The organism is Vibrio sp. 1078-1 (genome assembly GCF_033340475.1).
Genome location: NZ_JAWOWM010000003.1, coordinates 373,675 through 396,262, shown reverse-complemented (window position 1 = coordinate 396,262; position 22,588 = coordinate 373,675). Strand labels below are relative to the sequence as shown.

The following is a 22,588-nucleotide window of genomic DNA, read 5'->3' as shown; positions in this document are numbered from 1 at the left end:
AAATCAACCAGTTAACCTAATTGATGTGCTTCTTTAACAAGTGAGATGTGCTAGTAACGTGCACAACGTGTTAAGCCCTATAATTTATTGATTTATAAATAAAGGAGGTAGGAGTCTCGTGATGAGGTTACTAAACATGAATTTAGCCGTGCAATTTTTCAAAGTTTACAGTGTAAAAAAAAGCGGCTTTACCCCGGAACAGATAAAAGCCGCTTGCCAATGATGTGTTAATTCACATCTTATCGCATAATCATTTGTTCACGACCAGGACCCACAGACACCATTTTTACTGGTACGCCCATGAGTTCCTCAATGCGTAGAACGTATTTCTGTGCTGCTACTGGAAGCTCTTCAAACTTACGACAACCTGTGATGTCCTCGCTCCAGCTTTCCATCTTCTCGTAGATTGGCGCAAGAGAGGCAGTTTGAGGCCAGATTGGGTTTTCGCTGTGGTCGCCTTCGTAGCCAACACAGATTTTCAGATCGTTAAGGCCAGTCAAACAGTCTACTTTCGTTAGTGCAATTTCAGTTGCGGCTTGCAGTTCAACGCCATTCTTCGTAGCGACTGCGTCGAAGTAGCCCATGTCGCGTGGACGACCCGTAGTTGCACCGAACTCGCCAGCAAGTTCGCGGAAAGCGTCTTGCTCTTCCATTGCAGTGATCAACGTACCAGTACCCACTGATGAGCTGAAGGCTTTTGCAACCGCAATAACGCGTTCAGGACGAAGTGCCGGAAGGCCACTACCGATACCCGCGTACATTGATACAACGTTAGAAGATGTTGTCCAAGGGTACTCACCGTAAACAAGGTCACGACCCGCGCCAAGCTGCGCTTCGAACAATAGAGTTTTGTCTTTCGCTTGTAGTTCTTTTAGAGGAAGCGTTACGTTGCAAATTGAATCGCGCCAAGGTGCAGAGACTTCTAGCAGCCAGTTCGCCAGTTCTTCAGCGGTTTGTTCAAACTCGAACGTCGGGTAAAGTGCACGCAGTTGCGGCAGTTTCCAATCCATCATGAATTGAAGGCGTTCAACCAATACTTCTGGTTGCTTCAACCAACCAACTAGGATGCCTTTCTTCATTACGCGGTCACCGTACGCAGGTGCAATACCTTGACGAGTTGAACCGTATGCTTTGTCGCCTAAACGTTGTTCTTCTAGCGTATCTTCTAGTGCGTGTAGAGGTAGACACAGTGTTGCGCGATCTGAGATGCACATATTCACTTTTACGCCTGCTTCTTCAACTTCCGCAATCTCCTGAGACAGCAACGCAGGGCTGATAACCATACCCGGACCTAACACTGCCAAACAGTCTGGGTTGAATACGCCACTTGGTAGCTGGTGCAGCTTAAACGTACCTAGATCGTTAACCACGGTGTGACCCGCGTTGTTACCACCTTGGAAACGAATGCTCGCAGAAGCTTGCTCTGCCAAAAAGTCAACGATGCGGCCTTTGCCTTCATCACCCCAGTTTGCACCCACAACAACGATAGACGACATAATTTAATCTCCAAAAACAGATGCAAAAATCTTAAGGTGTTCGCCATAATAAGAGAAATTAATTATACTCATTAACTTGATAAGAATCTCATATCGGAATTGGCAATGTTAGATTTGAACTGGCTGCGAACCTTCGTAACTCTTGCAGAGGTAAAACACTTTGGTAAAACAGCGACGGAACTCCACATGACACAGCCGAACGTAAGTTTGCATATCAAGCAGTTGGAGCAAGCCACGCGCACGAAATTGATTGAGCGAAATCCTGTGCAGTTGACGCAAGCGGGGAAGCGTTTGTTAGCTACGGCGCAGCGGATGCTCAATGAGCTGCAAATTTGTCAGTCGGATCTCAATGCCATCAACGATCTTACGCAGGGGACGCTTTCTATTGCGGCGAGCGATATTGTTTCACGTTTACTGCTTATCAAACCATTTCAGCAATTCAAAAGTGAATATCCGGGGATCGACTTGGCATTGTTCAATACCACATCTTCTCAAGCGGTGGATTTGGTGAAAAGTGCGCGTGCCGATATCGGCTTTGTTATCGCACAAAAAGAGAGTCAACCGCTGCATTTTACGCCTCTCACGCAGATTCACTGGTGTGCGTTTGGCGATAACATTTTTGAGTGGCAAGACAATCGAAAAGAGAGCCAGACGCTGATCCTGCTAGGGCACGATACTCGAACCCGAGAGCTGATTGATTCGTCTTTACCTGAACTAAATCTGCCTAAGCATCGCGTGATGGAAGTGGGCAGTGTGGAAGCACAAATCGACTGGGCGGAAGCGGGGTTTGGGACTGCTATTGTGCCGGATTTCTCGCTCGATCCGAGATTAAAGCTTTCTCGTGAAGTTACGCCTTTGCCAAGTTTTCCAAACACTGATTTCGGCTACATCGTGCGTCAAAATCAGGTGTTATCCAAAGCGGCAAAACAGTTGCTGGCATGGGTTGGCGAGAATGTGTCGGTGGTTGAGGGCTAAGACGATGAAAGAAAAGGCCATGAAAGAGACGAAGATTACGATTTCGCTCCCATCCTTGATTCACCGTATTGGGGGCGACCATGCCAAGCGAGCGAAAACACTCGCAGCAGAAAAACAGTGCGATCTTAAGCGAATTAGACGATCTCGTCACTGGCAAATCTCGGGCGAGGCTTTGGATGTAAAAGCGTTTTTAGAGCATCTCAAAAACGAAGAAGCAGAGACGATGCGATTTGCGATCAACAAGATCGAACAAGCTCTACTTGCTCACCAAGACAAATTGGAACCTTTGGACGTGAAGTTGATACGTTTGGTGAGACAAAACCCAAACATCACCCTAGCGGAGCTGATGGCTGAAACGAACTGCACGTTAGTTCAAGCTCGCACGGTACGATTTGGTGCTGAGTTGCTTTAAGATCGGTTTGTGGTTTACTCACTTTATTAACAGATGTTAGGGTACCGATCAAAATCACTCACTAAGACCATTTTATTATGGATATTTGGCAGCTTCTCCTTTTTATTCCTGCTTGCTTCGCTCTAAATATGGCTCCAGGCCCAAACAATTTATTGGCAATGAATAATGCGCGTTGTTACGGCTTTAGGGCCGCGTTTACGGCCAGTTTAGGCAGAATTGCTGCTTTTTCAGCGATGATTGCGTTGTCTGCATCAGGTCTGGCTGTGATTTTGTATACGTCAGAAATGCTATTTTTGGCAATAAAGTTGGTAGGAGCGCTGTATCTACTGTGGATTGCGTTTAACCTTTGGCGTTCAGAGTCCAGTCCGATCTCTGACTTGGACAATTCGCGCAATTACGCAGGACTTGCGAAGCAAGAATTTACGCTTGCTGCTGGCAACCCGAAAGCGATACTTATTTTTACTGCATTCTTGCCGCAATTTGTTGATGCCAATGCCAACGTTCAAGAGCAGTTTTTTGCCCTTGGCTCGACGTTTTTGATATTAGAAATGGTCGCCATTTCAATCTATGCCATCTTTGGTTTGTACTTGAGACACTGGTTTTCAAATCCCAAAATGGCGAAACGTTTCAATCGCGGATGTTCGTTGTTTTTAGCCGCATCAGGGGCGAATTTGCTACTAAGTAAGCAATAACAACACATCATCTCTGTAGATTATTTTTCTATAAAAAGAGCCGCTGATGTTACATCAGCGGCTCTTTTCGTTGATGCATCGATTATTTATTGTTACCACATCAAATCGTCAGGCACGACGAAATCTGCGTATGGGTCGTCTTCTGCTGGAATGTCCGATTCAGATTCTTTTTGTTCGATGATGACGGACTCATCACGTTGAGCAATTTTATTCGCTACTCCACGTGGAATGACAACATAGCTTTCACCAACAATTGCGATTGCCAAAATACCTTTAATCAACTGCTCGCGGATAAGTGAATCTACATAAAGAGATTTCACTAGCGTACCGTGAGTGAAGTTGTATTTGATGTCGCCATCTTTTAAGTCGATCTTGTTCATCTCAATCAATTGATTGATCTGCGCTTTGATCTCTTTGTTTAATCGCTCAGCATTTTGCTGCTCGCTCAATTGTTTATCACGCTCTAACTGTTGGCGTTTATTCTCTTCAACCGCCGCTTTTACTTCGCGTGCTTGAACGCGTGATTTTTTAGAGCCTTTCTTCGCTTTCTTTAGTTTCTTTTCATTAACTAAGCCAGCTTTCAGCATTTGTTCTTGAAGGGTAAGTTTTGCCATGTTTTATCCAGTTAGTGCGCAATTTTGGGCATTTTACCCACTATTGCCACTTGTAGTAAATAATAGTGCTTTCTATGGGTCTAAAATGTTTGGTTGGCTTGTTATCTCTTTAATGGAAAGTGCAAAGCGGGCCTTCTCCAAAGCCCGCGAGCATTACTGAAATCTAGGTGGGTTATGGCTGCCACTGTTTAGATGTGACGAGGTTATCCATCACTTTGTTTACCGCTTGATGCGCTTTGTCGACAATGGTGTCTATATCGTTGCGATTCGCGATAAGCGGTGGAGCAAAACCGAGGATGTCACCATGTGGCATAGCGCGAGCGATTAAGCCTTGCTCTAAACAGGCTGCCGCGATTTGCGGACCTACTTTCAAGTTTGGATCAAAGTGTGCTCGGCGTAGTTTGTCTGAAGAAAACTCCAACGCATGCAACAAGCCAACGCCACGAGTATCACCGACCAATGGATGATCGTTAAACGTCTCCGCCATACGTTGCTGCAAGTAAGCGCCGACTTCGGCTGCGTTTTGCACCAGGCCTTCACGTTCAATGATATCGAGGTTGCAGTTCGCGGCTGCCGCTCCCATTGGGTGACCAGAGTAGGTATAACCGTGTCCGATAGCGCCCCATTGGTCGGTGCCGTTTTCTAGCACACTCCAAACTCGTTCACCGACGATCACGCCAGACAGCGGTTGATACGCTGAGGTTAACCCTTTCGCTACCGTGATGAGATCTGGTTTCATGTCGTAGTGGAGTGAGCCAAAATCGGAGCCGAGGCGACCAAAGCCACACACCACTTCATCCGCAATCAAGAGTACATCATATTTGTCGAGCACTTTGCGAATCGCCTGCCAGTACCCTGCTGGTGGTGGCACAATACCGCCAGTACCGAGCACTGGTTCTGCAATCATTGCTGCTACCGTTTCTGGGCCTTCTTCCAAGATCATCGCTTCGAGTTGATCTGCGCAATATTGAGAGAATTCAAGCTCAGACATACTCTCGTCTTCACGGCGATAATAATATGGCGCGATGGTGTGTTTGATACGCTCAAGTGGTAAATCAAAATGGGCGTGGAACAGCGGCAAACCTGTCATTGAACCGGACGCGATACTTGAACCATGGTAGCCGCGGTCACGCGAAATGATTTTTTTCTTCTCTGGTAGACCACGAGCATTGTTGTAATACCATACCAACTTAAGTTGAGTTTCGTTCGCGTCGCTGCCTGACATGCCGTAGTAAACTTTGCTCATGCCTTCAGGCGCCATTTTGATGATGCGATCTGACAGTGTCACGAGCGCTTCGTTCGTATGGCCGACGTAAGTGTGGTAGTACGCCAGTTCTTTGGCTTGTTCATAAATCGCATCGGCCATTTCAGTCCTGCCATAGCCAATGTTCACACAATACAACCCGGCAAAGCCGTCTATCAGCTCGATGCCTTCTGAATCGGTGATGCGTATTCCGCTTCCGCTCGAGATAATTCTTCCCGGAAGCTCCCCGGCCGCATACTGCTTCAGGTGGGTTGAGGCATGAAATACTCTCTGACGATCGATCTCTAAAAGTTGTTGGGTTTTGTTACTCATGATCCTTCTCCTCGAATAATTGGATATCCATATTTCGTGTCTCAACTGCCACTGACGGTTGGTAAAGCGCCTAAGCAGCAGTATTTGATTTCACTGTATTCTTCAAATCCGTGACGGCTTCCTTCTCGTCCAAGACCAGACTGTTTCACGCCGCCGAATGGGATAGGGTGCCCTGTCATTTTGACGGAGTTCACGCTCACCATGCCAAACTCCAAACCGCGCGTGCAGTGCCAAATTTGGTGAATATCGTGACCATAAACATAGGCAGCTAAGCCGTACTCAGTGTCGTTGCTCATTTCAATCACGGTATCTAAGTCTTGGTAAGGCAATACGCCTGCCACAGGACAAAAATTCTCTTCGCGATACACCGCCATTTCTGGGGTTACATCGGCTAGCAATGTCGGCGCGAAGAAGTTTTCGCCTGGTACGGGCTGGTGGTATCCCGCTACCAATCGCGCGCCTTTGTCGAGCGCGTCACGCACCAAATCATGCGCTTTATCCACCGCAGTGCGATTAATAAGCGGTCCCATGGTGGTTTTTTCGTCTAAGCCATTGCCCAAAACGATGTGGCTCATTTCTTTGGCAAACGCTTCCAAAAACGCTTCGTACTTATCGTCAGGGACGAATATACGGTTTGCGGCCAAGCAGTCTTGTCCTGCGGTTTGAAACTTCGCATCCACGGCGGCTTTGGCTGCTTGCTCGACATCCATATCTGGCAGCACGATGAAAGGGGCGTTACCACCGAGTTCCATACTGCACTTCTTCACGGTTTGTGCCGCGTCGCGTAGCAATAGTTTGCCTACTCGAGTTGAGCCTGTGAACGAGAGCGCTTTGACTTTATCGGAGTGACACAAGGTTTGTGACACCATCACCGCATCGCCAGTGATCACGTTAAACACACCAGGTGGAAAGCCAGCTCGATCTGCTAACTCTGCCAACGCTAACGCAGAAAAAGGCGTTTCACTGGCTGGCTTAATGAGCACCGGACAGCCTATTGCTAGTGCGGCTGCGGCTTTGCGTGTGATCATGGCATTAGGAAAGTTCCATGGTGTAATCAGTGCTGCGACACCAATTGGCTCGCGCACCGTTGATAGCTGCGCATTCGGAATATGACTTGGGATGGTTTCGCCATAACAGCGGCGTGCTTCTTCGGCAAACCAACGAACAAAGGATGCGCCGTAGTCAATCTCACCTACAGCATCACCTAGTGTTTTTCCTTGCTCCATCACCATCAAATGAGCAAGGTCTTGCTTTGATTCTAGAATCAGGTCGTGCCAACGCATGAGAATTTCAGCGCGCTCTTCTGCTTGCATTTTTCGCCATTGACGAAAGGCTTGGTCGGCTTCATCAATCGCTTGATAGAGTTGTTGCTGAGATAGCTTAGTGATGTAACCGATGACCGTGCCATCTGCTGGATTATCCACCGGATGAAATTGATCACCACTTACCCATTTGCCATTCACGTACGCTAAACCTCTCACCAAACGTACGTCTTTCATTATCGCCATCATGTCGTGCGAGGCTTTTAATTCTTCAGCGTGTAAGCTGTGCAGTGCTGTCATGAGTCCTTCTCCCAGCATCGTTGTCCATAATGAAACTGTAATGGAGAAGTGACCGAAGTAATTTCTGATACCGAGGTTTAAAACGTCAGAACTTTCTTTTTAGTGCCGTTAAATATGGTGTTTTTTCTGTTCACGCCTGATACGCATTTTCCCTTTTATAACAAAGCGTTTTGGTTTACTTCGAATGTGCCCGCATCACGTTTGATTGTTTTTGTCACAATGTAAGTAAAGTAGCGCTCAATGCCCACATCTGAGTCTAACCAGTTGTCGATAAGCCGCTGATAATGGTCGATATCTTCTGACTGAATTTTAAGGATGTAATCGATACCACCGCCCGTGGCATAGCAATCAGTGACTTCTGGTGAATGTTGAACCAGTTGCTCGAAGCGTTTGAACGCTTGGGCGTTGTGTTCTTTGAGCGTAACTTCAACCATAACTGACGTTCGTTTGAACAAAATATCGGTATTTACTTTTGCTCCGTAACCTTCAATGATGCCTGCTTCTTCCAGTTTTTTGACGCGCTCCCAGCAAGGGCTCACGGATAGGTTGATGGCCTCGGCAAGGTGAGATTTGGTGATACGACCATTATCATGAAGTATTTGTAGAATTTTTACGTCGTAGCGATCGAGGCGCATTATGAGTCTCCCTGTTGAATACTAATCATTTCATAAAGGCTGATGACTGGTCGCTGTTATAAGGTGCTTTCCAGTTTGCTTCTGGTATGCCATTTGTTTTGATTTCTTTAGTTGGCTTTTCAATCAGCCTATCTCGCCGCAGTCTTCGGCTATAACTGCGATAGTGTCACCGATATTCACCATAGCAGGAAAACGACGTGCCGCGAAAATACCATTGCGCTGTGACTTGTACTCAACGGGGGCGGTACCTGTGCGCTCGGTCGAGAAGATTCTCACTAATACATCTCCCTTTTTGACGGTATCGCCAAGATCAAATAAGTATTCTGTGATGCCGTGGTGTTGGCTTTGCACATAACAACTTGCATCAGGCATATCTAATAATTTAGTTGGTTGGGTTGGTTGTTCGTAGTCACCGGGCAAGTTGCCTGAGAAGCGTAAGAAGTTGCGAATGCCACGGTCGGAATAAGCGATGGTTTCTGGAGTGCTGGTTCCGCCTCCTCTTAGTTCGGTGGTAACAAAGATTTTTCCCTGAGACTCCACGGCAGTGTCATACATGCTGGTGGCGTCCATTTCGAGCAAGATCATGGTGTAAGGTGCGCCAAACAGTTTTGCACCTAATATGCAGGATTCTTCTTGATCGAGATTGTCGAGACGATGGGCAGCGGCGAATGGCACGATATCTAACGTTTTGCCACCTGAGTGAATGTCTAACGCAAAATCGCACTTAGGAACTAGGTAACGAGTAAAATAATCCGCAATTTTCTCGGTCACTGTGCCTATGGGGTTGCCGGGAAAGCTGCGATTTAAATTCCCTTTATCGATAAACGACGTACGTGAGGCATTTTGTACCGCAGGTAAGTTCATCATGGGTACAATAATGACACGACCTTGGATTTGATCTGCCTGAAGCGAGTTCGTCAATTTTAGCAGGCTGGTGATGCCTTCGTATTCGTCTCCGTGATTACCGCCAGTAAGCAGTGCGGTTGGTCCGTGACCATTTTTGATCACGGTGATAGGTATCATAATACTTCCCCAAGCGGAGTCGTCATGTGAATAGGGCAGCGTTAAAAAGCCGTGCTGTACACCTTCTCGGTCAAAGTCTATGGTGGCTGTGATCGAGCTTTTTTGCATATCAAGTCCTTTTAGTTCTCAGACCTAGCTCAACAGAGCTTGAGGTTTGAAAAATTAGTGTTTAACAAATAAGTGGCGTGGAAAGTCACACAGCGTTTTTGCTCCATCATGGGTAATGACGATACTTTCCGTTGTTTCTAATCCCCAATCTTTGAACCACAACCCCGGCATAAAATGGAATGTCATGCCTTCTCTCAAGATGGTTTTATCGGTGTCTCGCAAACTCATGGTTCGTTCCCCCCAATCTGGCGGGTAGCTCAAACCTATTGGATAGCCACAACGGGCGCCTTCGCGTGAGAATCCCGCTTTATCGAGAACCTGGTTTAGTGCATTGGCGATGTCGGCGCAGGTATTTCCGGGCTTTGCCACTTTCAAGCCTGCTTCAAGCCCTAAAGTTAGGGCTTCGTCGGCTCGTTTAAACTTGTCGTCAGGCTCGCCAAGAAAAATAGTGCGAGAGAGTGGACAATGGTATCGGCGGTGCGCCCCTGCAATTTCAAAAAACGTCCCTTCGCCTTTCTTGAACGGTCTGTCATCCCAAGTCAGGTGAGGTGCGGAAGCATCAGAACCTGATGGCAAAAGCGGCACAATCGCGGTGTAATCGCCAAAGTGGTCTTCATGCCCGAGCACGGCTTGGCGGTTAATCTCGGCAACAAGGTGGTGTTTCGGTAATCCTGGTTCAATCATGTCGAACGCGACACGGTGCATATTTTCAACAATGCGAGCGGCACGGTACATGTACGCCAGTTCTTGATCGGATTTAACGGCGCGGCACCAGTTGACTAGTCCAGTTGCATCGAGAAGTTGAGCATTCGGTAGGTGCGTGGTGAGTGATTCGTAAGCGGTGGCGCTAAAGTAATAGTTATCTTTTTCTACACCGATACGACCACGATCCCAAAGGCGCGGAGCCAGTACGGCTTCGACCAGGAAATCCATCGGGTGTAGCGGCGGATTCATTACATAATGGTCTGGATAGTAGGTGATGTTTTCTGCCGACATATACGCAGTCCTGTATGCTCCGTTGGCATCTTGGCAGCGTCCAAACCAAACGGGTTCATCAGATGGACCAACAACGACACATTGTGGCACGTAAAAAGACCACCCATCATAGCCTGTCAGCCACGCCATGTTAGAAGGGTCATGAATGATAAGGACATCCAATTCTCTTTCTTCCATCGATTGCCGAACTTTCGTTAACCGATCCTGGAACTCATCCAGTGTAAAATGCAAAGCAACGCCTCTCATATTTTCTCCTTGTTAGAAATCCGACGCCTTATGGGCCTTCGGAGACGCTGAGGTATTTCTACCTTCTACCAGCTAGCCAGATCTGCGTTAAAAATGATTGCAACTTACCTCTGGGGTTGTATTTGGATTAAACGATGCTGTTTAACATGTTTGTTTAACCCATACATTTCATGTCAATCATTACAATTGTGGTTTATTTTTGTGCATTTCACCTCATTTTGTGAGTTAAAGTTCGCCAATTGTTAAATGGAAGTTACAATGAGCGTTAAAAATGAATCAATTAAAATATTGTGTCATGACAATTTCTTTGAACCCGATCATTCGGCCAGGCACCGCTAAATACATCTCCATTGGTAACTATCTTGTCGAATGTGTCCGCAGTGGTTATCTAAAACCGGGGACTCGATTACCCACACATCGTGAGTTTGCAGAGCAAATTGGCGTCAGCGTACAAACGGTGAGCCATGCATATGGTTATGCAGAGAAAAAAGGGGCGATCGAGTCTTGGGTTGGGAATGGTACTTTTGTCAAATCAGGTTTTGTGGATGAAAGTACGGACACGGAGTTCATGCTGACACAAGAGATGAAAGAAACGCCGGATGAAATTGATATGTCGATTGCACATCCAGTGGTGACCGATCGCCACATTACGCTTTTTAATCAGGCGTTAATGGAGATTGCTGGGCAAACAAACAATCGTGGTTTGATCAGTAAAGCAAAGCCGGTAACAGGTCAGCCTCATCATATTGAGTCAGGAGCACGATTTCTAAGTAGCCAAGGGCTGGATGTGGGTGCCGATCAAATATTACTCACAAATGGTGCATGCCATGGTTTAACGTTGGCTTTAAGCACAGTTGTTGAACACGGTGATGTAGTTGCTTGTGGTCACTTGGTTGATCATGGCTTGATCTCTCGCTCGAGAATGCTTGGATTTAAGTTGCAACCACTTGAAATGGATGAGTTTGGTATAACGCCGGATGCATTTGAATGGGCATGTAAACACAAACCAATCAAGGTATTGTGTTGCACACCTAGCATGGCTAACCCGACTAGTGCGCATATGGATGTTGAACGCCGAGAGGCGATAGCGAATATTGCGCAGCAATACGACATCTATGTCATTGAAGATGACGTGTATGGAGCACTAGAACCTAACCGTGTCCCACCCCTTGCCACATTGTTACCCGAACAAGCTTTCTATGTCACCAGTTTAACCAAAGTTGTAGCGCCAGGCATGCGCACTGGCTATCTGACGGTCCCACGTCATTTTTTGCAGCACGCGATTGGTCGTTTAGCGGCAACGAGTTGGTCTGCGACTCCATTACCATTTGAAGTTGCTCATTTGTGGATCGAAAACGGTACGTTAAATCGACTTATTCGCTTTCAAGTCAATGAGTTTGCTAAGCGACAGCGAATAGCAAAAGCCGCTTTAGAAGGGCATGTTTATAGCTCGCACCCGAATGGACAGCACATTTGGTTGAGACTACCCGAGCAGTGGAATAGCGATGACCTGGTTGCTTCGGCTAAGCGTTCAGGGGTGCAGATCACTGGATATAAACCGTTTGTTCTCGATACTAATCAGCCAATGCCTTACGTGCGAATCAGCTTGGGAGCAGAAACAAACCGAGGCTACATCAAACACGGGTTATCTGTGATTGCTGAAATTCTCGATACCAACCCTCCCACCTCACACTTTTTGGTTTGAACGATAGGTTATTTATGCTTTTAACTGATGGGCTTAAACGTTTGTAACTGAGTTTTTTCTTGTCGCCATTGCCTTGGTGATTTTCCCGTCCAGCGACGAAAGTGGCGGCTGAAGACCGCAGTTTCTGCATAGCCCAGTTGCAACGCGATATCAGTAATACTCTGAATATTCTCATGCAATCGCTGTTCGGCGAAATCCTGACGCACTTGTTGTAAAAGCTGTCGATAATTTGTGCCCTGTTGTTTCAGCTTGTTTTGCAGCATTCTCGGATGCAGGTCCAATGCTCTTGCAACGCGCTCAACGCTGCATTCTCCGGTTGAGAGCAGACGGCCAATCATGTTTGCTGCTTGGTCACTGAGATTGTTGGGGTAACGGGTTTGCAGCTCTTTGAGGTGCTGTTGAAAATGGCGCTCTAGTGCGTCTTCATCTTGGTGGTTCTTAGCGTTAAGCAGAGTCGCTTTAAGTAGGATACCGTCAAACTTATCACCGAAACGCAGTTTGTTCTGCTGGGCAAACTTGCTTTTTTCTACTTCCAATGTTGCGTGTTGAGTCAAATGTAGCGCGAAGTGACTTGCTTCAATATCAAGCAGACTGGCAATAAACATCGCCAGATGCGACACACTGAGCTGCATCAACTGCGCGATACCTCGTTCGCTGTGCACATCAATATTGAGCGACAACCGTACCCAATCATCTTGTGGCGTCATGTTGAGAGTGACCCCTGACGAATGCAGATAGAGAAAATCATTCACCCGCGCCAAGGCTTCACCGACCGTTTGCGCCCGGGAAACCAGCATTGGTAAGTCTCCCAAGCTCTGTAGGTTTTGACGCTCGGCGAGCAACACGCCAAACAGCGGTTGCTGACAACGAGCAGCCGCTTCCTCCAGCAATTCAGCCAGCCTAGGGTAGGCGAGATACGTATCGGGATTGCGAAACTGCGCCGCAGACAGCCCGACGGCAGCCATAATCTCAACCGGATTCTGCCCCAGTTCGGAAACCAAGCTATCAAATTTATCGGCAGCGCCACTTCGTACGATATACATGTCTCGATTTTTAAATGTTAACAGGTTGTAAATCGCAATGTATCAAATTTACTTCGCAAAAGGTCAAGTGAGTGTCAGTGAGTTGATCTAGGTTACATTTTGATAACAACAACGCATGGATGAGAAGCAGTATGGAACTTATCAATAAAACGGCCATTGTGACTGGGGCGGCTGGTGGAATTGGCCAAGCCATCATTGCAAAGCTGAGAGAGCAAGGAGCCAAAGTGCTTGCTGTCGATATTTCAGAACAATCACTGCAAATGTACACAAGTTTTGACTCAAAGCAGTTGGGAACCTTTGTCGCGGACGTCACCGATTACCAACAAGTTGAAGCTATGGTGAAGTGCGCGGTCGAACAGTTTGGCTCGCTTGACATCATGGTCAACAACGCGGGCATCGGTGCACCGAAACCTCTGCTTGACCACGACCCAATTGCCGATTTTGAGCCGATCTCTAAGGTCAACCAAAATGGCGTTTACTACGGCATTCTTGCCTCTGGAAGACAATTCCAAGCGCAAGGCACGCCGGGCGTGATCCTCAATACTTCTTCTGTTTACGCACGAATGGCGTCTGAGATGACCTTTACCTACAACGTCAGTAAAGCCGCAGTCGATATGATGACCAAATGCGCCGCATTAGAACTCGCACCATTGGGTATTCGTGTTTGCGCTGTCGCTCCGGGACGCGTTGATACTCCGATGTTAAGGCAATACGAAGAGATTGGCCTGTGGGACCACATCCGCAAAGAACAGATGCGTCAAAACTTCACACAACCAGAAGAGATTGCTGATGTGGTGGCGTTTCTGGTCAGCGAGAAAGCCAACTGTATCAACGGTTGTACCATCAGCGCATCTGACGGTTTCGAGAATTTTAAGTACCCACTTATGGGATAGGTGAGTACGCCACATTACAGCAATAGCGAGGATGTAAGTTATGTCATTACCAGAAGTTATTCAGCACCAAGATTTCTTATTAACTCTTAATACCAATGAGGAGTCGCTCATCAAAGACGCTCTACCGGGTGTGGATGTTTACCCGTTGTTTCTTGACCCAGAAAACGGTACTTGGGTGATTCGTGCCAAATTCAAGCCGGGCGTGACTTTACCTAAGCACTTCCATACTGGTGTGGTGCATTTCTATACACTGAGTGGCGCTTGGCACTACATTGAATACCCAGACCAAGTCCAAACCGCTGGTAGCTACTTATATGAGCCGGGCGGTTCGATTCATACCTTTCACTGTCCAGAAGAGTCGGGTGGTGCTGATGGCTTTATGGTGATCCAAGGTGCGAACATTAACTTTGACGAAGAGGGTAACTTCATCAACATTATGGATGCAGGTTGGATTGAGCAAGTTGTTATTGCAACAGCGAAAGCACAAGGCTTCACCGCGCGCTACATCAAACCGGGTGCGATTGCTGGCCTGAGTGATGATCTTGCGGAGTAACCCCATGCAACAGATGAACAGTATCATAATGCAGGATGGTAGTGTCCGCCTGAAGCAAGTCGAAATCCCCAAACCCGCTTCGGGACAAGTGTTGGTTCGCAGTCTCGCCTGTGGCATTTGTGGCTCCGACCTTCACATTACTCGACACGCGGATGAGGTATTTGATGTATTCCACCAGCTCGGGTTGATGCCTGATGAAGCCGGTGAGCACGCTCAAGTGATGTTGGGGCATGAGTTCTGCGCGGAAATTATCGAATACGGTGCCGATACGCAGCAAACGTTGTCCGTTGGTAGCCGAGTCACCTCAGTACCGATGTTGCTCAGCCAAAATGGCGCGGGCGTTGGTGTTACTCCGGGTACTTATGGCGCTTACTCTGAGTACTTCCTGCTTGATGAAGCGTTATTGCTACCTGTCCCAGACGGAATGCCATCTGAGGCGGCGGCACTGACTGAGCCACTAGCGGTCGGTTTGCACGCGGTCAATCGCAGTGAAATCGAAACGGAAGAAACCGCGCTGGTTGTCGGTTGCGGTCCTATAGGGCTGGCTGTGATTGCTGCACTGAAACAACGTGGCGTCAGCAATATTCTTGCGGTCGATCTTCAGGAAGAGAAGTTGCTACTTGCTAGTGAGTTTGGCGCAAATCGATTGATCAACCCGACCAAGGAAGACGAGATCGCCGTTGGTGAGCAGTACGCGATGAATTCACGTCTGGTCATTTATGAGTGTGTGGGCAAGCATACATTAATTGACGATTTTATGCGCCGCGCCCCTGCCCGAGCGCGAATCGTCATCTCGGGTATCCATACGACACCCGCAATCATTAACTACGCTTACGCGACGGTAAAAGAGCTCGACTTGAGATTCTCTTACTACTACCAACCGCACGAGTTTGAGCAATGCCTACAAGCGATTGCCGAACACAAGTTGCCTTGGCAGAAAATGCTCACCGCCAAAGTGGGAATCGACGGTGTCGAAGACGCGTTTAGACAGTTAATGACGCCAAATGACCACATCAAAGTCGTTATCGAACCTTGGCGCTGCGGCGCGTTAGAAGTGATTTAACTCTTAGCCAGATTAAGCTAGCTAAAACCAATTTTAGTTTGGTGACAGCCCCAACCGTAGCTGCTAGGTTGGGGCTTTTTTGTTAGGCCTGTTCTGCGCATTCATGTTGCAGAGCAGGGTAATCGGTGTAGCCTCGTTCGTTTCCGCCAAACAACGTTGAGCCATCGAGTTCTGCCAACGGATGGTGATGTTGCAAGCGAGAGACTAAGTCTGGGTTTGCTACGAATGGCCGTCCGAATGCTACAAGATCCGCGTAGCCTTTCTCTAATACTTCGTTTGCTCGTTGAGGATCGTAGCGACCGGCAACAATAATAGCGTTGCGAAAGCGCTTTCTAAGTTCGATTCGAAACGTCTCAGGAATCGTTGGTGCATCGGCCCAATCGGCCTCGGACAAGTGCAAGTAGGCAATGTCGCGCTCCTGTAGCTGTTTTGATGCTTCCAAGATTGTTGGAACGATATCTGGGCAGTCCATATCTTTAAACGTAATGAATGGTGCCAGTCTCACTCCAACTCGATGCGCACCAATAGCGGCGATAACTGCATCCACTACTTCGATAAGAAAACGGATACGATTTTCTCGTGAACCGCCGTAGTTGTCTATTCGATGGTTTGAGTTGGTTCTTAAGAACTGATCGATCAGATACCCATTCCCGCCGTGGATTTCTACACCATCAAAACCCGATTCAATAGCGCGTTTGGCTGCGTTCGCGAAATCACCGACAACTCGGTTGATATCCGCTTGTGTCATGGCGCGTGGCTCAACACAATCGACCATATTGCCGTTGCCTTGTTCATCTGCAATCCAAACTTGCGTCTCTACCGGAGCGAGCGCAGATGGCGCGATAGGCTGTTCACCATTTTGGAATGTTGGGTGAGACACTCTGCCCACATGCCATAGCTGACAAAACATCGCTGCGCCTTGTGACTTGACCGCTTGGGTCACACCCTGCCAGCCCGCCACTTGCGCATCGGTGTAAACGCCAGGGGTGAACGAATAGCCTTGAGAATCGTCCGAAATTTGTGTGGCTTCGGAAATGATCAGCCCGGCAGAAGCGCGTTGTTGATAATACGTTGCCATCATCTCATTCGGGATGTTGCCCGGCTGAGTGGTGCGTGCGCGAGTCATTGGTGCCATGACAATACGGTTTTGTAGTGACAACGCTTTCAGTTGAGCTGGTTCAAACAGCTTATTTGATCTTTGTTGCATGTTGCGCTCCTTAGATAAGTACTGGCACGTTGGTCGCTTTACGAGCGGTTGCCATCCAATGAAGTACGGCTGGATCCCATTGCACTTCGGGAGCACTGAAAAAACCGCGTAGAATAGAGAACATAATGGCTTGGTCAACCAGTGACGTTTGCTTTTCTGAACTTAGGTTGAGCAAGGGTTTGGTTTGTTCTATCAAAGCGGCGACTTCTTTCGCAATCGCAGGTGTATCGTTAATCAAGGCTTCAAAATTTAACGCTTCGGTTTCTTTTTTTGCACGCCATGCTTGTTTAGCGGTTTCTGTTGCAAATTCCGGTAACGTCATGTTTGACCAACGCGGATACCCGACTTTTTGTAGCGGTAAAAACGCTTGTTTTTGCCAGTCTAAAACCGGCGCTGAGGGTTGGCTGCTTTCATTGGAAGATGCCAATTCAAGGAAGTAGTTGATGATGTCTAAGCTTTCCGCCATCGCTTCACCATCGTCTTTGATCAAAAGAGGAACTTGTTTTGCGCCGATGATGTTTGTGGTGGTGCTCTCGTCGTCATAAGCAATGTTGATGACGTCGAGCTGAATATTCAGCATGCCAGCGACAAAACGGACGCGGGCGCTAAAGGGGCAATGTTCATAAATGTACAGTTTCATTTTTTGTTTCCTATTCTCTTGGCTGGGTAGGGCGTGTTGTTGTGCGTTGAACAGCGTTACGGCGTTTAACTTTGCCCTGTCACATAACGTTCTGGGTCTAAACAATGTCGATAGGGTCAGTATATGGATTCGACTTAATTTGATAATTGGGTTATATCTGAATTGATTATTCAGTTTTTCCAAATAATAAGGGCGCGAAGGTGGATAAGTTTTCGGATATGACGTTGTTTGTCAGCATCGTTAAACATCAAGGTCTGGCAGCGGCGGGAAGGGAGTTAGGTTTGTCTCCGGCGACGGTAACGGCAAGGCTGCAAGCGATAGAAGAACGCTATGGCGTAAAGCTGCTCAACCGAAGCACACGCCACGTATCACTCACGGACGCAGGGGCAATGTACCATCAAGCTTGTCTGAACATCATTGATAGCGTGAAAGAGACGGAAAACTTGCTGCAAACGGGTATTTCGGAAGTGCGCGGAACGTTGAAAATTTCAGCTCCACGAGATATTGGCAAACAAATTATTTCGCCGATGGTGTCGGCTTTTTCTGAGCAATATCCGGATGTGACGCCTTATCTTTATCTTAATGACAATTTATCGAACTTGGCTGAATCGGGGCTCGATTTAGTGATTCGTTACGGTGAGTTAGCGGACAGTAATCTCATTTCGCGCAGGCTGGCGTCGAGTCAACGCGTGCTGTGCGCGTCACCTGATTATTTGGCGAAGCAAGGTGTCCCAAACTGTCCACAAGATCTCGCGGACCATCGCTGCTTAGCCATGGTGCGCAGCAATGAAGAATTAAAGACGTGGCACTTTAAAGATGAAGAGTCTCACCAAACGATCACGGTCACGCCAAAGCGCTTTTCTGATGATGGTGAAGTGATTCGACAATGGGCGTTGGAGGGGGCGGGGATTGCGTTGAAATCGATTTTAGATATTCAGCAAGACCTAAAACAACAACGTTTAGTAACGGTTTTGGATGGGTATATGAAAAACTTCAGCGCCTTTTCGCAAGGCGCTGAAGCGGATCTATATGTCATTTATCAAAGCCGCCAATATCAACCGAAAAGAGTTCGCCTGTTTTTGGACTTTCTAGTTGAGCAATTTAGCGCGCTGAGTGATGCCAGCAATCAGATCTAGATGCGATTCAGAGGTTTCTCGGCGGTGGCGATAAATCCCGACGGTGCCAGGGTTTGGTTCGTTTTCCATGGTTAAGCATCGTAAGCCAAAGGATTCCAAATACGGTTTGAGGTGGCCGGTATAAGACATCACCGCGACGCTTTCTTTCAGTACATCAATACTGGCGAGCAGAGAATCCACTTCGTAAGTCGGTCTGTCATCCAGTTGCTGCCTTTCGCGTTCATTTTGTTTCGGGATTGGGTTGTCGATGACGTGAGCGAATTTCTTAGCGTCATAAGTGACCGAAAGAGCGGGGTATTCGTGCAGCATCTCTTCGGTGACGGTTTTCCCTAGAAGTGGGTGGCTTGGGGAAACAAAATAGGCATCAACCGTTTGAAATAGTGGAATAAACGTAACATCGCATTTAGACGACAAGCCGACAATCTCGTGACCGATGAAGAATTCAATCTGTTCGCTGATTAATGAATCCATCAAGCCTAAGTGGTTGCCAAATTCGACGTGCGTAGATGCCGATGGCTGCTTGGTCAGATGTTCATTGAGTGCTTGTTTGACGAATAGCGGCCACCACGCATCGCCAGTGCCCATTTTAATTTTTCCGACTTGGTACTGTTTCCGTTCATCAATGCTTTGCATCATTTGGTTGTATTCATGCTGCATCGCGTTGCTATGGCGATAGAGGATGCGTCCGTATTCGGTCAACACCATGCCATTAGGATGACGTTCAAACAGCGTCACGCCGAGATTCTCTTCCAGCTTCTTTAAATTGCTTGTTACCGTTGGCTGGCTTAACCCTGCCATTCTTGCCGCAGCGCTGATGCTTTGGCAGCGTGCAACCAGTAAAAATTGCTGCAGAGATTTGTCCATTTTCTTTCCCCTTTAAGAACGAGGGGTATTTTGCACAATTTCATTTATAAATCACAAATCTGGAATCTCATTTGATTGAAATTATGCGCATTTCATAGATCTACATCACTGTTGGGGTCTGACGTATAGATGTTATCTATAGCTCGCTCCTGACTTCCTATTTTCCCCTCAAAAGGGTGTTCTTTAGACTGTCGCCAAAACAACAATCTAAGGGATGAACATGAAACCGAGTTTTATTGCGCTTGCCGTCGCGTCTTGTATTGGTCTTGCTGGGTGTGGGTCAGATTCTTCTGATGCGCCTGTGCCGGTCGACAAACCAATTATTTCAGCCGACTTATATTTACGTGGTTTAAATGGGGATTGGGGCACGGCAGAGCATGCCAAGCTAAACTATTTGGGTAATAACGAGTACGAAACCGTACTGCGCGTCGCTCGAGGTAGCAATCAGTTCAAGATTGCTGATCCGGGTTGGCAGATCCAATACACCTATTTTGAGGAGCCCGCGGCGTTCGATAAAGCTCAAGAGTACCTGCCAAAACCAGACACGAATGAAGCGTGTATGAACGATGATTGCAACTCTGAGATCACGTTTGAAGACAAAGGGTATTACAAGTTTTCTGTGAGCTTTGCCGATGAAAGTCGTGCGACAATGACTGTGACGAAAGCAACGCAAGAAGAAGCGGAAAAATACTACTCTGATGCGATTCTCGACCCTGCAATGGTGCATGAAGGGCATCAGAATAAAGAAGTGAAACTGTTCGCCAATTACGATGACTCGAGTGATACCGTGATTTTCTCGGTGAAAGATCCTAAAGCTGAGCTGCGTGAATTTGGTATTTCAACGACGACAGAATTGCGTGATGCGCTCGACCAGGGCTTAGTGATTAATGAACAAACAGGGCCGCGAGTGGTGTCGGGCGATGTCGCGTTTGATGCGTTGTTTGCGTTGACGATGAAAGAGCTAGACCAGCTTGCCGTTTCTGAAATCAAAGACGGCAATTACAACTACAACAACCCAATCAAAGCGGAAGTTTTTGAGACGGGCGCGAAGTGGCATTACGTATGGACGCGTGATTTGGCGTACGCAGCAGACCTTTCGCTTGCATTGATGAATCCAACTCGCGTGCAAAATGGTTTGAATTTCAAATTGTCCGCTTTCCGCGATACGACCGATCAGCAATACGATGGCGAGCAGATTGTGCAAGATACGGGCACGGGCGGTAGCTGGCCAATTAGTACCGACCGCACGACTTGGGCGCTTGGTGCAGAACGCTTACTTTCGGCATTGGATGGAGAAGAGTACAACCAGTTTGCCGAGCGCGCTTACAAAGCGATCAGTAATACACTTGAAGCCGATCGCCTGGCGGCTTTTGATGCGAAATCTGGTTTATACACTGGTGAGCAATCATTCCTTGATTGGCGTGAGCAAACGTATTCAACGTGGACGCCAAACGATGTCAATGCGATTGGTAGCAGCAAAGCGTTATCGACAAACGTGGTTCACTACCGCGCGATTCAGCTCGCGGCTAAGTTGGCAGAGAAGTACGACTCAACCAACGCGGTCAAATACACTGAATGGGCTGCTCAGTTAAAAAACGCTATCAACGAGCAGTTTTGGAATGCCGAACGCGGTATGTACGTAAGCTATTTGTTTGATAATGGCAAAGACATCGCGGTCGACAAATACGACATGTTGGGCGAAGCACTTGCGATCATCAGTGGTGTGGCAAGTGATGCGCAGGCGAAACAAATCATGGCCAATTACCCACACAGTGAGTTTGGCGTGCCGGTTTATTTCCCTCAACAACCAGACGTGCCTGTGTACCATAACCGCGCAATTTGGCCATTTGTTACCGCGTACAGCTTGCGTGCCGCGCATCAAACACAAAACGTGGCAGCAGCGAACAATGCCATTCAATCGTTGGTTCGTGGTACGGCAACCAATTTATCCAACATGGAAAACTTAGAGTGGCTTTCTGGTAAGTCATTCATCATCCATAGTGATCATGGCGAAGATCCGAGCTTGGATGGCCCAGTGATTAACTCTCAGCGTCAGCTTTGGTCTGTGGGTGGCTACTTGAACATGGTGGTAGAGACCCTATTCGGCATCCATACCGAAACGGGTAAGTTGGAAGTGAAGCCATTTATCACAAGTTGGGTGCGCAATAACTTGTTGGCTCAGTCTGAACAAATCAAGTTGGAAAACTTTGCCTTCAAAGGAAAGAACTACTCGGTAACCATTGATTTGCCTGAAGTAAGCAAAGATGAAACGGGCTACTACCCAGTTGAAAATGTCACGATGGACGAAGAGGGGCATTTCCACGTGACACTGGGTGCGCTTGTGAATGTAGATAGCAGCATTACTTTGGTTTCTGGTGTGAAACCGTATGTGAGTGAAGACAGTCGCGTTTATTCTCCGCAAGAGCCAACATTGGTGGTAAAAAGCGTTGATAATTCGGTTTCGATTGACGTGACGAGCAAGTACAACGTGAACTTGTATCGCAATGGCGAGCTGATTCAAAAGAACGTGATTGCTCAATCTTATTCCGATACGCCAACAGGTTTTGCTTGTTATTTGGCTGAAAGCATTAACGATAAAGGCTTCCGTTCTAACCCAAGCCAGCCAGTTTGTGTCGGTGAAGAGATCCGCATCAAACTTGATGGCGAATATCAGCCACTCAAAGACAATGTCTCAGTGGTTACGGTGGGCAAAGACAGCGGCGTCGTAAAAGGTGCAGAGTCGTTTACAGCTCCTGTAACGGGCACTTACCAGTTCGATGCTTGGTACAACAATAACCTAGGGCAACTTAATACTGGTATCACGAACACCGTGAAATTGTTAGAGGTATTGGATGATGCAGGTAAAGTGGTTGGCCAAGGTTACTTGCAGATGGGCCATATTGGTGAAAACCAAGGTATGCGTTACTCGACGCCAATTGAAGTAGCGTTGGAGCAGGGGAAAACCTATCAGATCGCGCTGAAGGACCACTTCAATATGAGTTACCTCACATCGAATGAAACCTACATCTACGCTGGTGGTATTGAGGGTGAAAAGAACGAAGCGCAAATCGCAGATATTCGAATCACACCTTTAATGTAGGCTGTTTTAACAAAGCTGTGTTATAAAAAACTGTGTTCTAAGAAAAACA

Annotated in this window: 20 protein-coding genes; 9 read left to right on the top strand and 11 right to left on the bottom strand. The window is 47.4% G+C overall.

Translation table 11 applies throughout. The features are described from left to right. Nucleotides 1-239: 239 nt before the first annotated feature. Nucleotides 240-1,496, bottom strand: coding sequence for an adenylosuccinate synthase (locus tag R7190_RS08805; RefSeq protein ID WP_005373814.1), 1,257 nt, complete (start codon nucleotides 1,494-1,496; stop codon nucleotides 240-242). Between the two features lie 105 nt (nucleotides 1,497-1,601). Between R7190_RS08805 and R7190_RS08800 the strand changes: the two genes are divergently transcribed. From R7190_RS08800 to R7190_RS08790, 3 genes are all read left to right on the top strand, one after another. Then, the gene (locus tag R7190_RS08800) at nucleotides 1,602-2,471 is read left to right on the top strand and encodes a LysR family transcriptional regulator (protein ID WP_186585494.1); all 870 of its coding nucleotides are present in this window, start codon (nucleotides 1,602-1,604) and stop codon (nucleotides 2,469-2,471) included. Between the two features lie 19 nt (nucleotides 2,472-2,490). Further along, complete coding sequence (locus tag R7190_RS08795) at nucleotides 2,491-2,883, top strand: ribosome recycling factor family protein (protein ID WP_017633574.1); 393 nt, start codon at nucleotides 2,491-2,493, stop codon at nucleotides 2,881-2,883. A 77-nt stretch (nucleotides 2,884-2,960) separates the two neighbouring features. Continuing rightward, entirely contained in the window at nucleotides 2,961-3,575 is a 615-nt protein-coding gene (locus R7190_RS08790; protein ID WP_017633575.1) for a LysE family translocator, read from the top strand. A gap of 92 nt (nucleotides 3,576-3,667) precedes the next feature. Here the strand turns inward: R7190_RS08790 and R7190_RS08785 are convergent, their stop codons facing one another. The 6 genes from R7190_RS08785 to doeA form a co-directional block, all read right to left on the bottom strand. Continuing rightward, nucleotides 3,668-4,189, bottom strand: coding sequence for a DUF2058 domain-containing protein (locus R7190_RS08785; protein ID WP_186585493.1), 522 nt, complete (start codon nucleotides 4,187-4,189; stop codon nucleotides 3,668-3,670). A gap of 172 nt (nucleotides 4,190-4,361) precedes the next feature. Continuing rightward, nucleotides 4,362-5,765, bottom strand: a complete 1,404-nt coding sequence (locus R7190_RS08780) for an aspartate aminotransferase family protein (protein WP_053304591.1) — start codon at nucleotides 5,763-5,765, stop codon at nucleotides 4,362-4,364. 41 nt (nucleotides 5,766-5,806) lie between these two features. Then, entirely contained in the window at nucleotides 5,807-7,327 is a 1,521-nt protein-coding gene (locus R7190_RS08775; protein ID WP_186585491.1) for an NAD-dependent succinate-semialdehyde dehydrogenase, read from the bottom strand. A gap of 155 nt (nucleotides 7,328-7,482) precedes the next feature. Further along, nucleotides 7,483-7,962 (bottom strand): Lrp/AsnC family transcriptional regulator, encoded by a 480-nt coding sequence (locus R7190_RS08770; RefSeq protein WP_186585489.1) that lies wholly within the window; start codon nucleotides 7,960-7,962, stop codon nucleotides 7,483-7,485. Between the two features lie 123 nt (nucleotides 7,963-8,085). Continuing rightward, nucleotides 8,086-9,093, bottom strand: a complete 1,008-nt coding sequence (gene doeB, locus R7190_RS08765; RefSeq protein WP_186585487.1) for a N(2)-acetyl-L-2,4-diaminobutanoate deacetylase DoeB — start codon at nucleotides 9,091-9,093, stop codon at nucleotides 8,086-8,088. A gap of 54 nt (nucleotides 9,094-9,147) precedes the next feature. Beyond that, complete coding sequence (doeA, locus tag R7190_RS08760; protein WP_005373780.1) at nucleotides 9,148-10,335, bottom strand: ectoine hydrolase DoeA; 1,188 nt, start codon at nucleotides 10,333-10,335, stop codon at nucleotides 9,148-9,150. 271 nt (nucleotides 10,336-10,606) lie between these two features. On the opposite strand from doeA, the gene R7190_RS08755 reads away from it, so the two are divergent. Next, on the top strand, nucleotides 10,607-12,040 hold the full coding sequence (locus tag R7190_RS08755; protein ID WP_005387040.1) for a PLP-dependent aminotransferase family protein: 1,434 nt from the start codon (nucleotides 10,607-10,609) through the stop codon (nucleotides 12,038-12,040). A gap of 20 nt (nucleotides 12,041-12,060) precedes the next feature. Here the strand turns inward: R7190_RS08755 and R7190_RS08750 are convergent, their stop codons facing one another. After that, nucleotides 12,061-13,083 (bottom strand): helix-turn-helix domain-containing protein, encoded by a 1,023-nt coding sequence (locus tag R7190_RS08750; protein WP_047102756.1) that lies wholly within the window; start codon nucleotides 13,081-13,083, stop codon nucleotides 12,061-12,063. A gap of 131 nt (nucleotides 13,084-13,214) precedes the next feature. Here R7190_RS08750 and R7190_RS08745 point away from each other — a divergent pair, with 131 nt between their 5' ends. Genes R7190_RS08745 through R7190_RS08735 form a run of 3 tightly spaced genes read left to right on the top strand, consistent with a single transcriptional unit; the run spans nucleotide 13,215 to nucleotide 15,592 of the window. Next, the gene (locus tag R7190_RS08745; RefSeq protein WP_054574554.1) at nucleotides 13,215-13,976 is read left to right on the top strand and encodes an SDR family NAD(P)-dependent oxidoreductase; all 762 of its coding nucleotides are present in this window, start codon (nucleotides 13,215-13,217) and stop codon (nucleotides 13,974-13,976) included. Nucleotides 13,977-14,016: 40 nt separating this feature from the next. Further along, the gene (locus R7190_RS08740; RefSeq protein ID WP_186585485.1) at nucleotides 14,017-14,529 is read left to right on the top strand and encodes a 2,4'-dihydroxyacetophenone dioxygenase family protein; all 513 of its coding nucleotides are present in this window, start codon (nucleotides 14,017-14,019) and stop codon (nucleotides 14,527-14,529) included. 4 nt (nucleotides 14,530-14,533) lie between these two features. Further along, entirely contained in the window at nucleotides 14,534-15,592 is a 1,059-nt protein-coding gene (locus R7190_RS08735; RefSeq protein WP_186585483.1) for a zinc-binding dehydrogenase, read from the top strand. An 82-nt stretch (nucleotides 15,593-15,674) separates the two neighbouring features. Here the strand turns inward: R7190_RS08735 and R7190_RS08730 are convergent, their stop codons facing one another. Together R7190_RS08730 and grxB are read right to left on the bottom strand one after the other, a co-directional pair. After that, nucleotides 15,675-16,799, bottom strand: coding sequence for an alkene reductase (locus R7190_RS08730; RefSeq protein ID WP_186585481.1), 1,125 nt, complete (start codon nucleotides 16,797-16,799; stop codon nucleotides 15,675-15,677). A 10-nt stretch (nucleotides 16,800-16,809) separates the two neighbouring features. After that, nucleotides 16,810-17,439 carry a glutaredoxin 2 gene (gene grxB / locus R7190_RS08725; RefSeq protein ID WP_029825713.1) on the bottom strand — a complete coding sequence of 210 codons (630 nt, stop codon included), beginning with the start codon at nucleotides 17,437-17,439 and terminating at the stop codon, nucleotides 16,810-16,812. Between the two features lie 200 nt (nucleotides 17,440-17,639). On the opposite strand from grxB, the gene R7190_RS08720 reads away from it, so the two are divergent. Then, nucleotides 17,640-18,575, top strand: a complete 936-nt coding sequence (locus R7190_RS08720) for a LysR family transcriptional regulator (RefSeq protein ID WP_318137538.1) — start codon at nucleotides 17,640-17,642, stop codon at nucleotides 18,573-18,575. Here R7190_RS08720 and R7190_RS08715 read toward each other — a convergent pair. After that, the gene (locus tag R7190_RS08715; protein ID WP_186585479.1) at nucleotides 18,528-19,439 is read right to left on the bottom strand and encodes a LysR family transcriptional regulator; all 912 of its coding nucleotides are present in this window, start codon (nucleotides 19,437-19,439) and stop codon (nucleotides 18,528-18,530) included. The genes R7190_RS08720 and R7190_RS08715 overlap by 48 nt on opposite strands. A gap of 220 nt (nucleotides 19,440-19,659) precedes the next feature. Here R7190_RS08715 and R7190_RS08710 point away from each other — a divergent pair, with 220 nt between their 5' ends. Further along, entirely contained in the window at nucleotides 19,660-22,539 is a 2,880-nt protein-coding gene (locus tag R7190_RS08710) for an MGH1-like glycoside hydrolase domain-containing protein (RefSeq protein ID WP_062854892.1), read from the top strand. Nucleotides 22,540-22,588: the final 49 nt, after the last annotated feature.

What these genes read in the sequence shown, in the direction of transcription:
- R7190_RS08805 (WP_005373814.1), bottom strand. Translation starts at nt 1,496, where the DNA reads ATGTCGTCTATCGTTGTTGTGGGTGCAAACTGGGGTGATGAAGGCAAA.
- R7190_RS08800 (WP_186585494.1), top strand. Translation starts at nt 1,602, where the DNA reads ATGTTAGATTTGAACTGGCTGCGAACCTTCGTAACTCTTGCAGAGGTA.
- R7190_RS08795 (WP_017633574.1), top strand. Translation starts at nt 2,491, where the DNA reads ATGAAAGAGACGAAGATTACGATTTCGCTCCCATCCTTGATTCACCGT.
- R7190_RS08790 (WP_017633575.1), top strand. Translation starts at nt 2,961, where the DNA reads ATGGATATTTGGCAGCTTCTCCTTTTTATTCCTGCTTGCTTCGCTCTA.
- R7190_RS08785 (WP_186585493.1), bottom strand. Translation starts at nt 4,189, where the DNA reads ATGGCAAAACTTACCCTTCAAGAACAAATGCTGAAAGCTGGCTTAGTT.
- R7190_RS08780 (WP_053304591.1), bottom strand. Translation starts at nt 5,765, where the DNA reads ATGAGTAACAAAACCCAACAACTTTTAGAGATCGATCGTCAGAGAGTA.
- R7190_RS08775 (WP_186585491.1), bottom strand. Translation starts at nt 7,327, where the DNA reads ATGACAGCACTGCACAGCTTACACGCTGAAGAATTAAAAGCCTCGCAC.
- R7190_RS08770 (WP_186585489.1), bottom strand. Translation starts at nt 7,962, where the DNA reads ATGCGCCTCGATCGCTACGACGTAAAAATTCTACAAATACTTCATGAT.
- doeB (WP_186585487.1), bottom strand. Translation starts at nt 9,093, where the DNA reads ATGCAAAAAAGCTCGATCACAGCCACCATAGACTTTGACCGAGAAGGT.
- doeA (WP_005373780.1), bottom strand. Translation starts at nt 10,335, where the DNA reads ATGAGAGGCGTTGCTTTGCATTTTACACTGGATGAGTTCCAGGATCGG.
- R7190_RS08755 (WP_005387040.1), top strand. Translation starts at nt 10,607, where the DNA reads ATGAATCAATTAAAATATTGTGTCATGACAATTTCTTTGAACCCGATC.
- R7190_RS08750 (WP_047102756.1), bottom strand. Translation starts at nt 13,083, where the DNA reads ATGTATATCGTACGAAGTGGCGCTGCCGATAAATTTGATAGCTTGGTT.
- R7190_RS08745 (WP_054574554.1), top strand. Translation starts at nt 13,215, where the DNA reads ATGGAACTTATCAATAAAACGGCCATTGTGACTGGGGCGGCTGGTGGA.
- R7190_RS08740 (WP_186585485.1), top strand. Translation starts at nt 14,017, where the DNA reads ATGTCATTACCAGAAGTTATTCAGCACCAAGATTTCTTATTAACTCTT.
- R7190_RS08735 (WP_186585483.1), top strand. Translation starts at nt 14,534, where the DNA reads ATGCAACAGATGAACAGTATCATAATGCAGGATGGTAGTGTCCGCCTG.
- R7190_RS08730 (WP_186585481.1), bottom strand. Translation starts at nt 16,799, where the DNA reads ATGCAACAAAGATCAAATAAGCTGTTTGAACCAGCTCAACTGAAAGCG.
- grxB (WP_029825713.1), bottom strand. Translation starts at nt 17,439, where the DNA reads ATGAAACTGTACATTTATGAACATTGCCCCTTTAGCGCCCGCGTCCGT.
- R7190_RS08715 (WP_186585479.1), bottom strand. Translation starts at nt 19,439, where the DNA reads ATGGACAAATCTCTGCAGCAATTTTTACTGGTTGCACGCTGCCAAAGC.
- R7190_RS08710 (WP_062854892.1), top strand. Translation starts at nt 19,660, where the DNA reads ATGAAACCGAGTTTTATTGCGCTTGCCGTCGCGTCTTGTATTGGTCTT.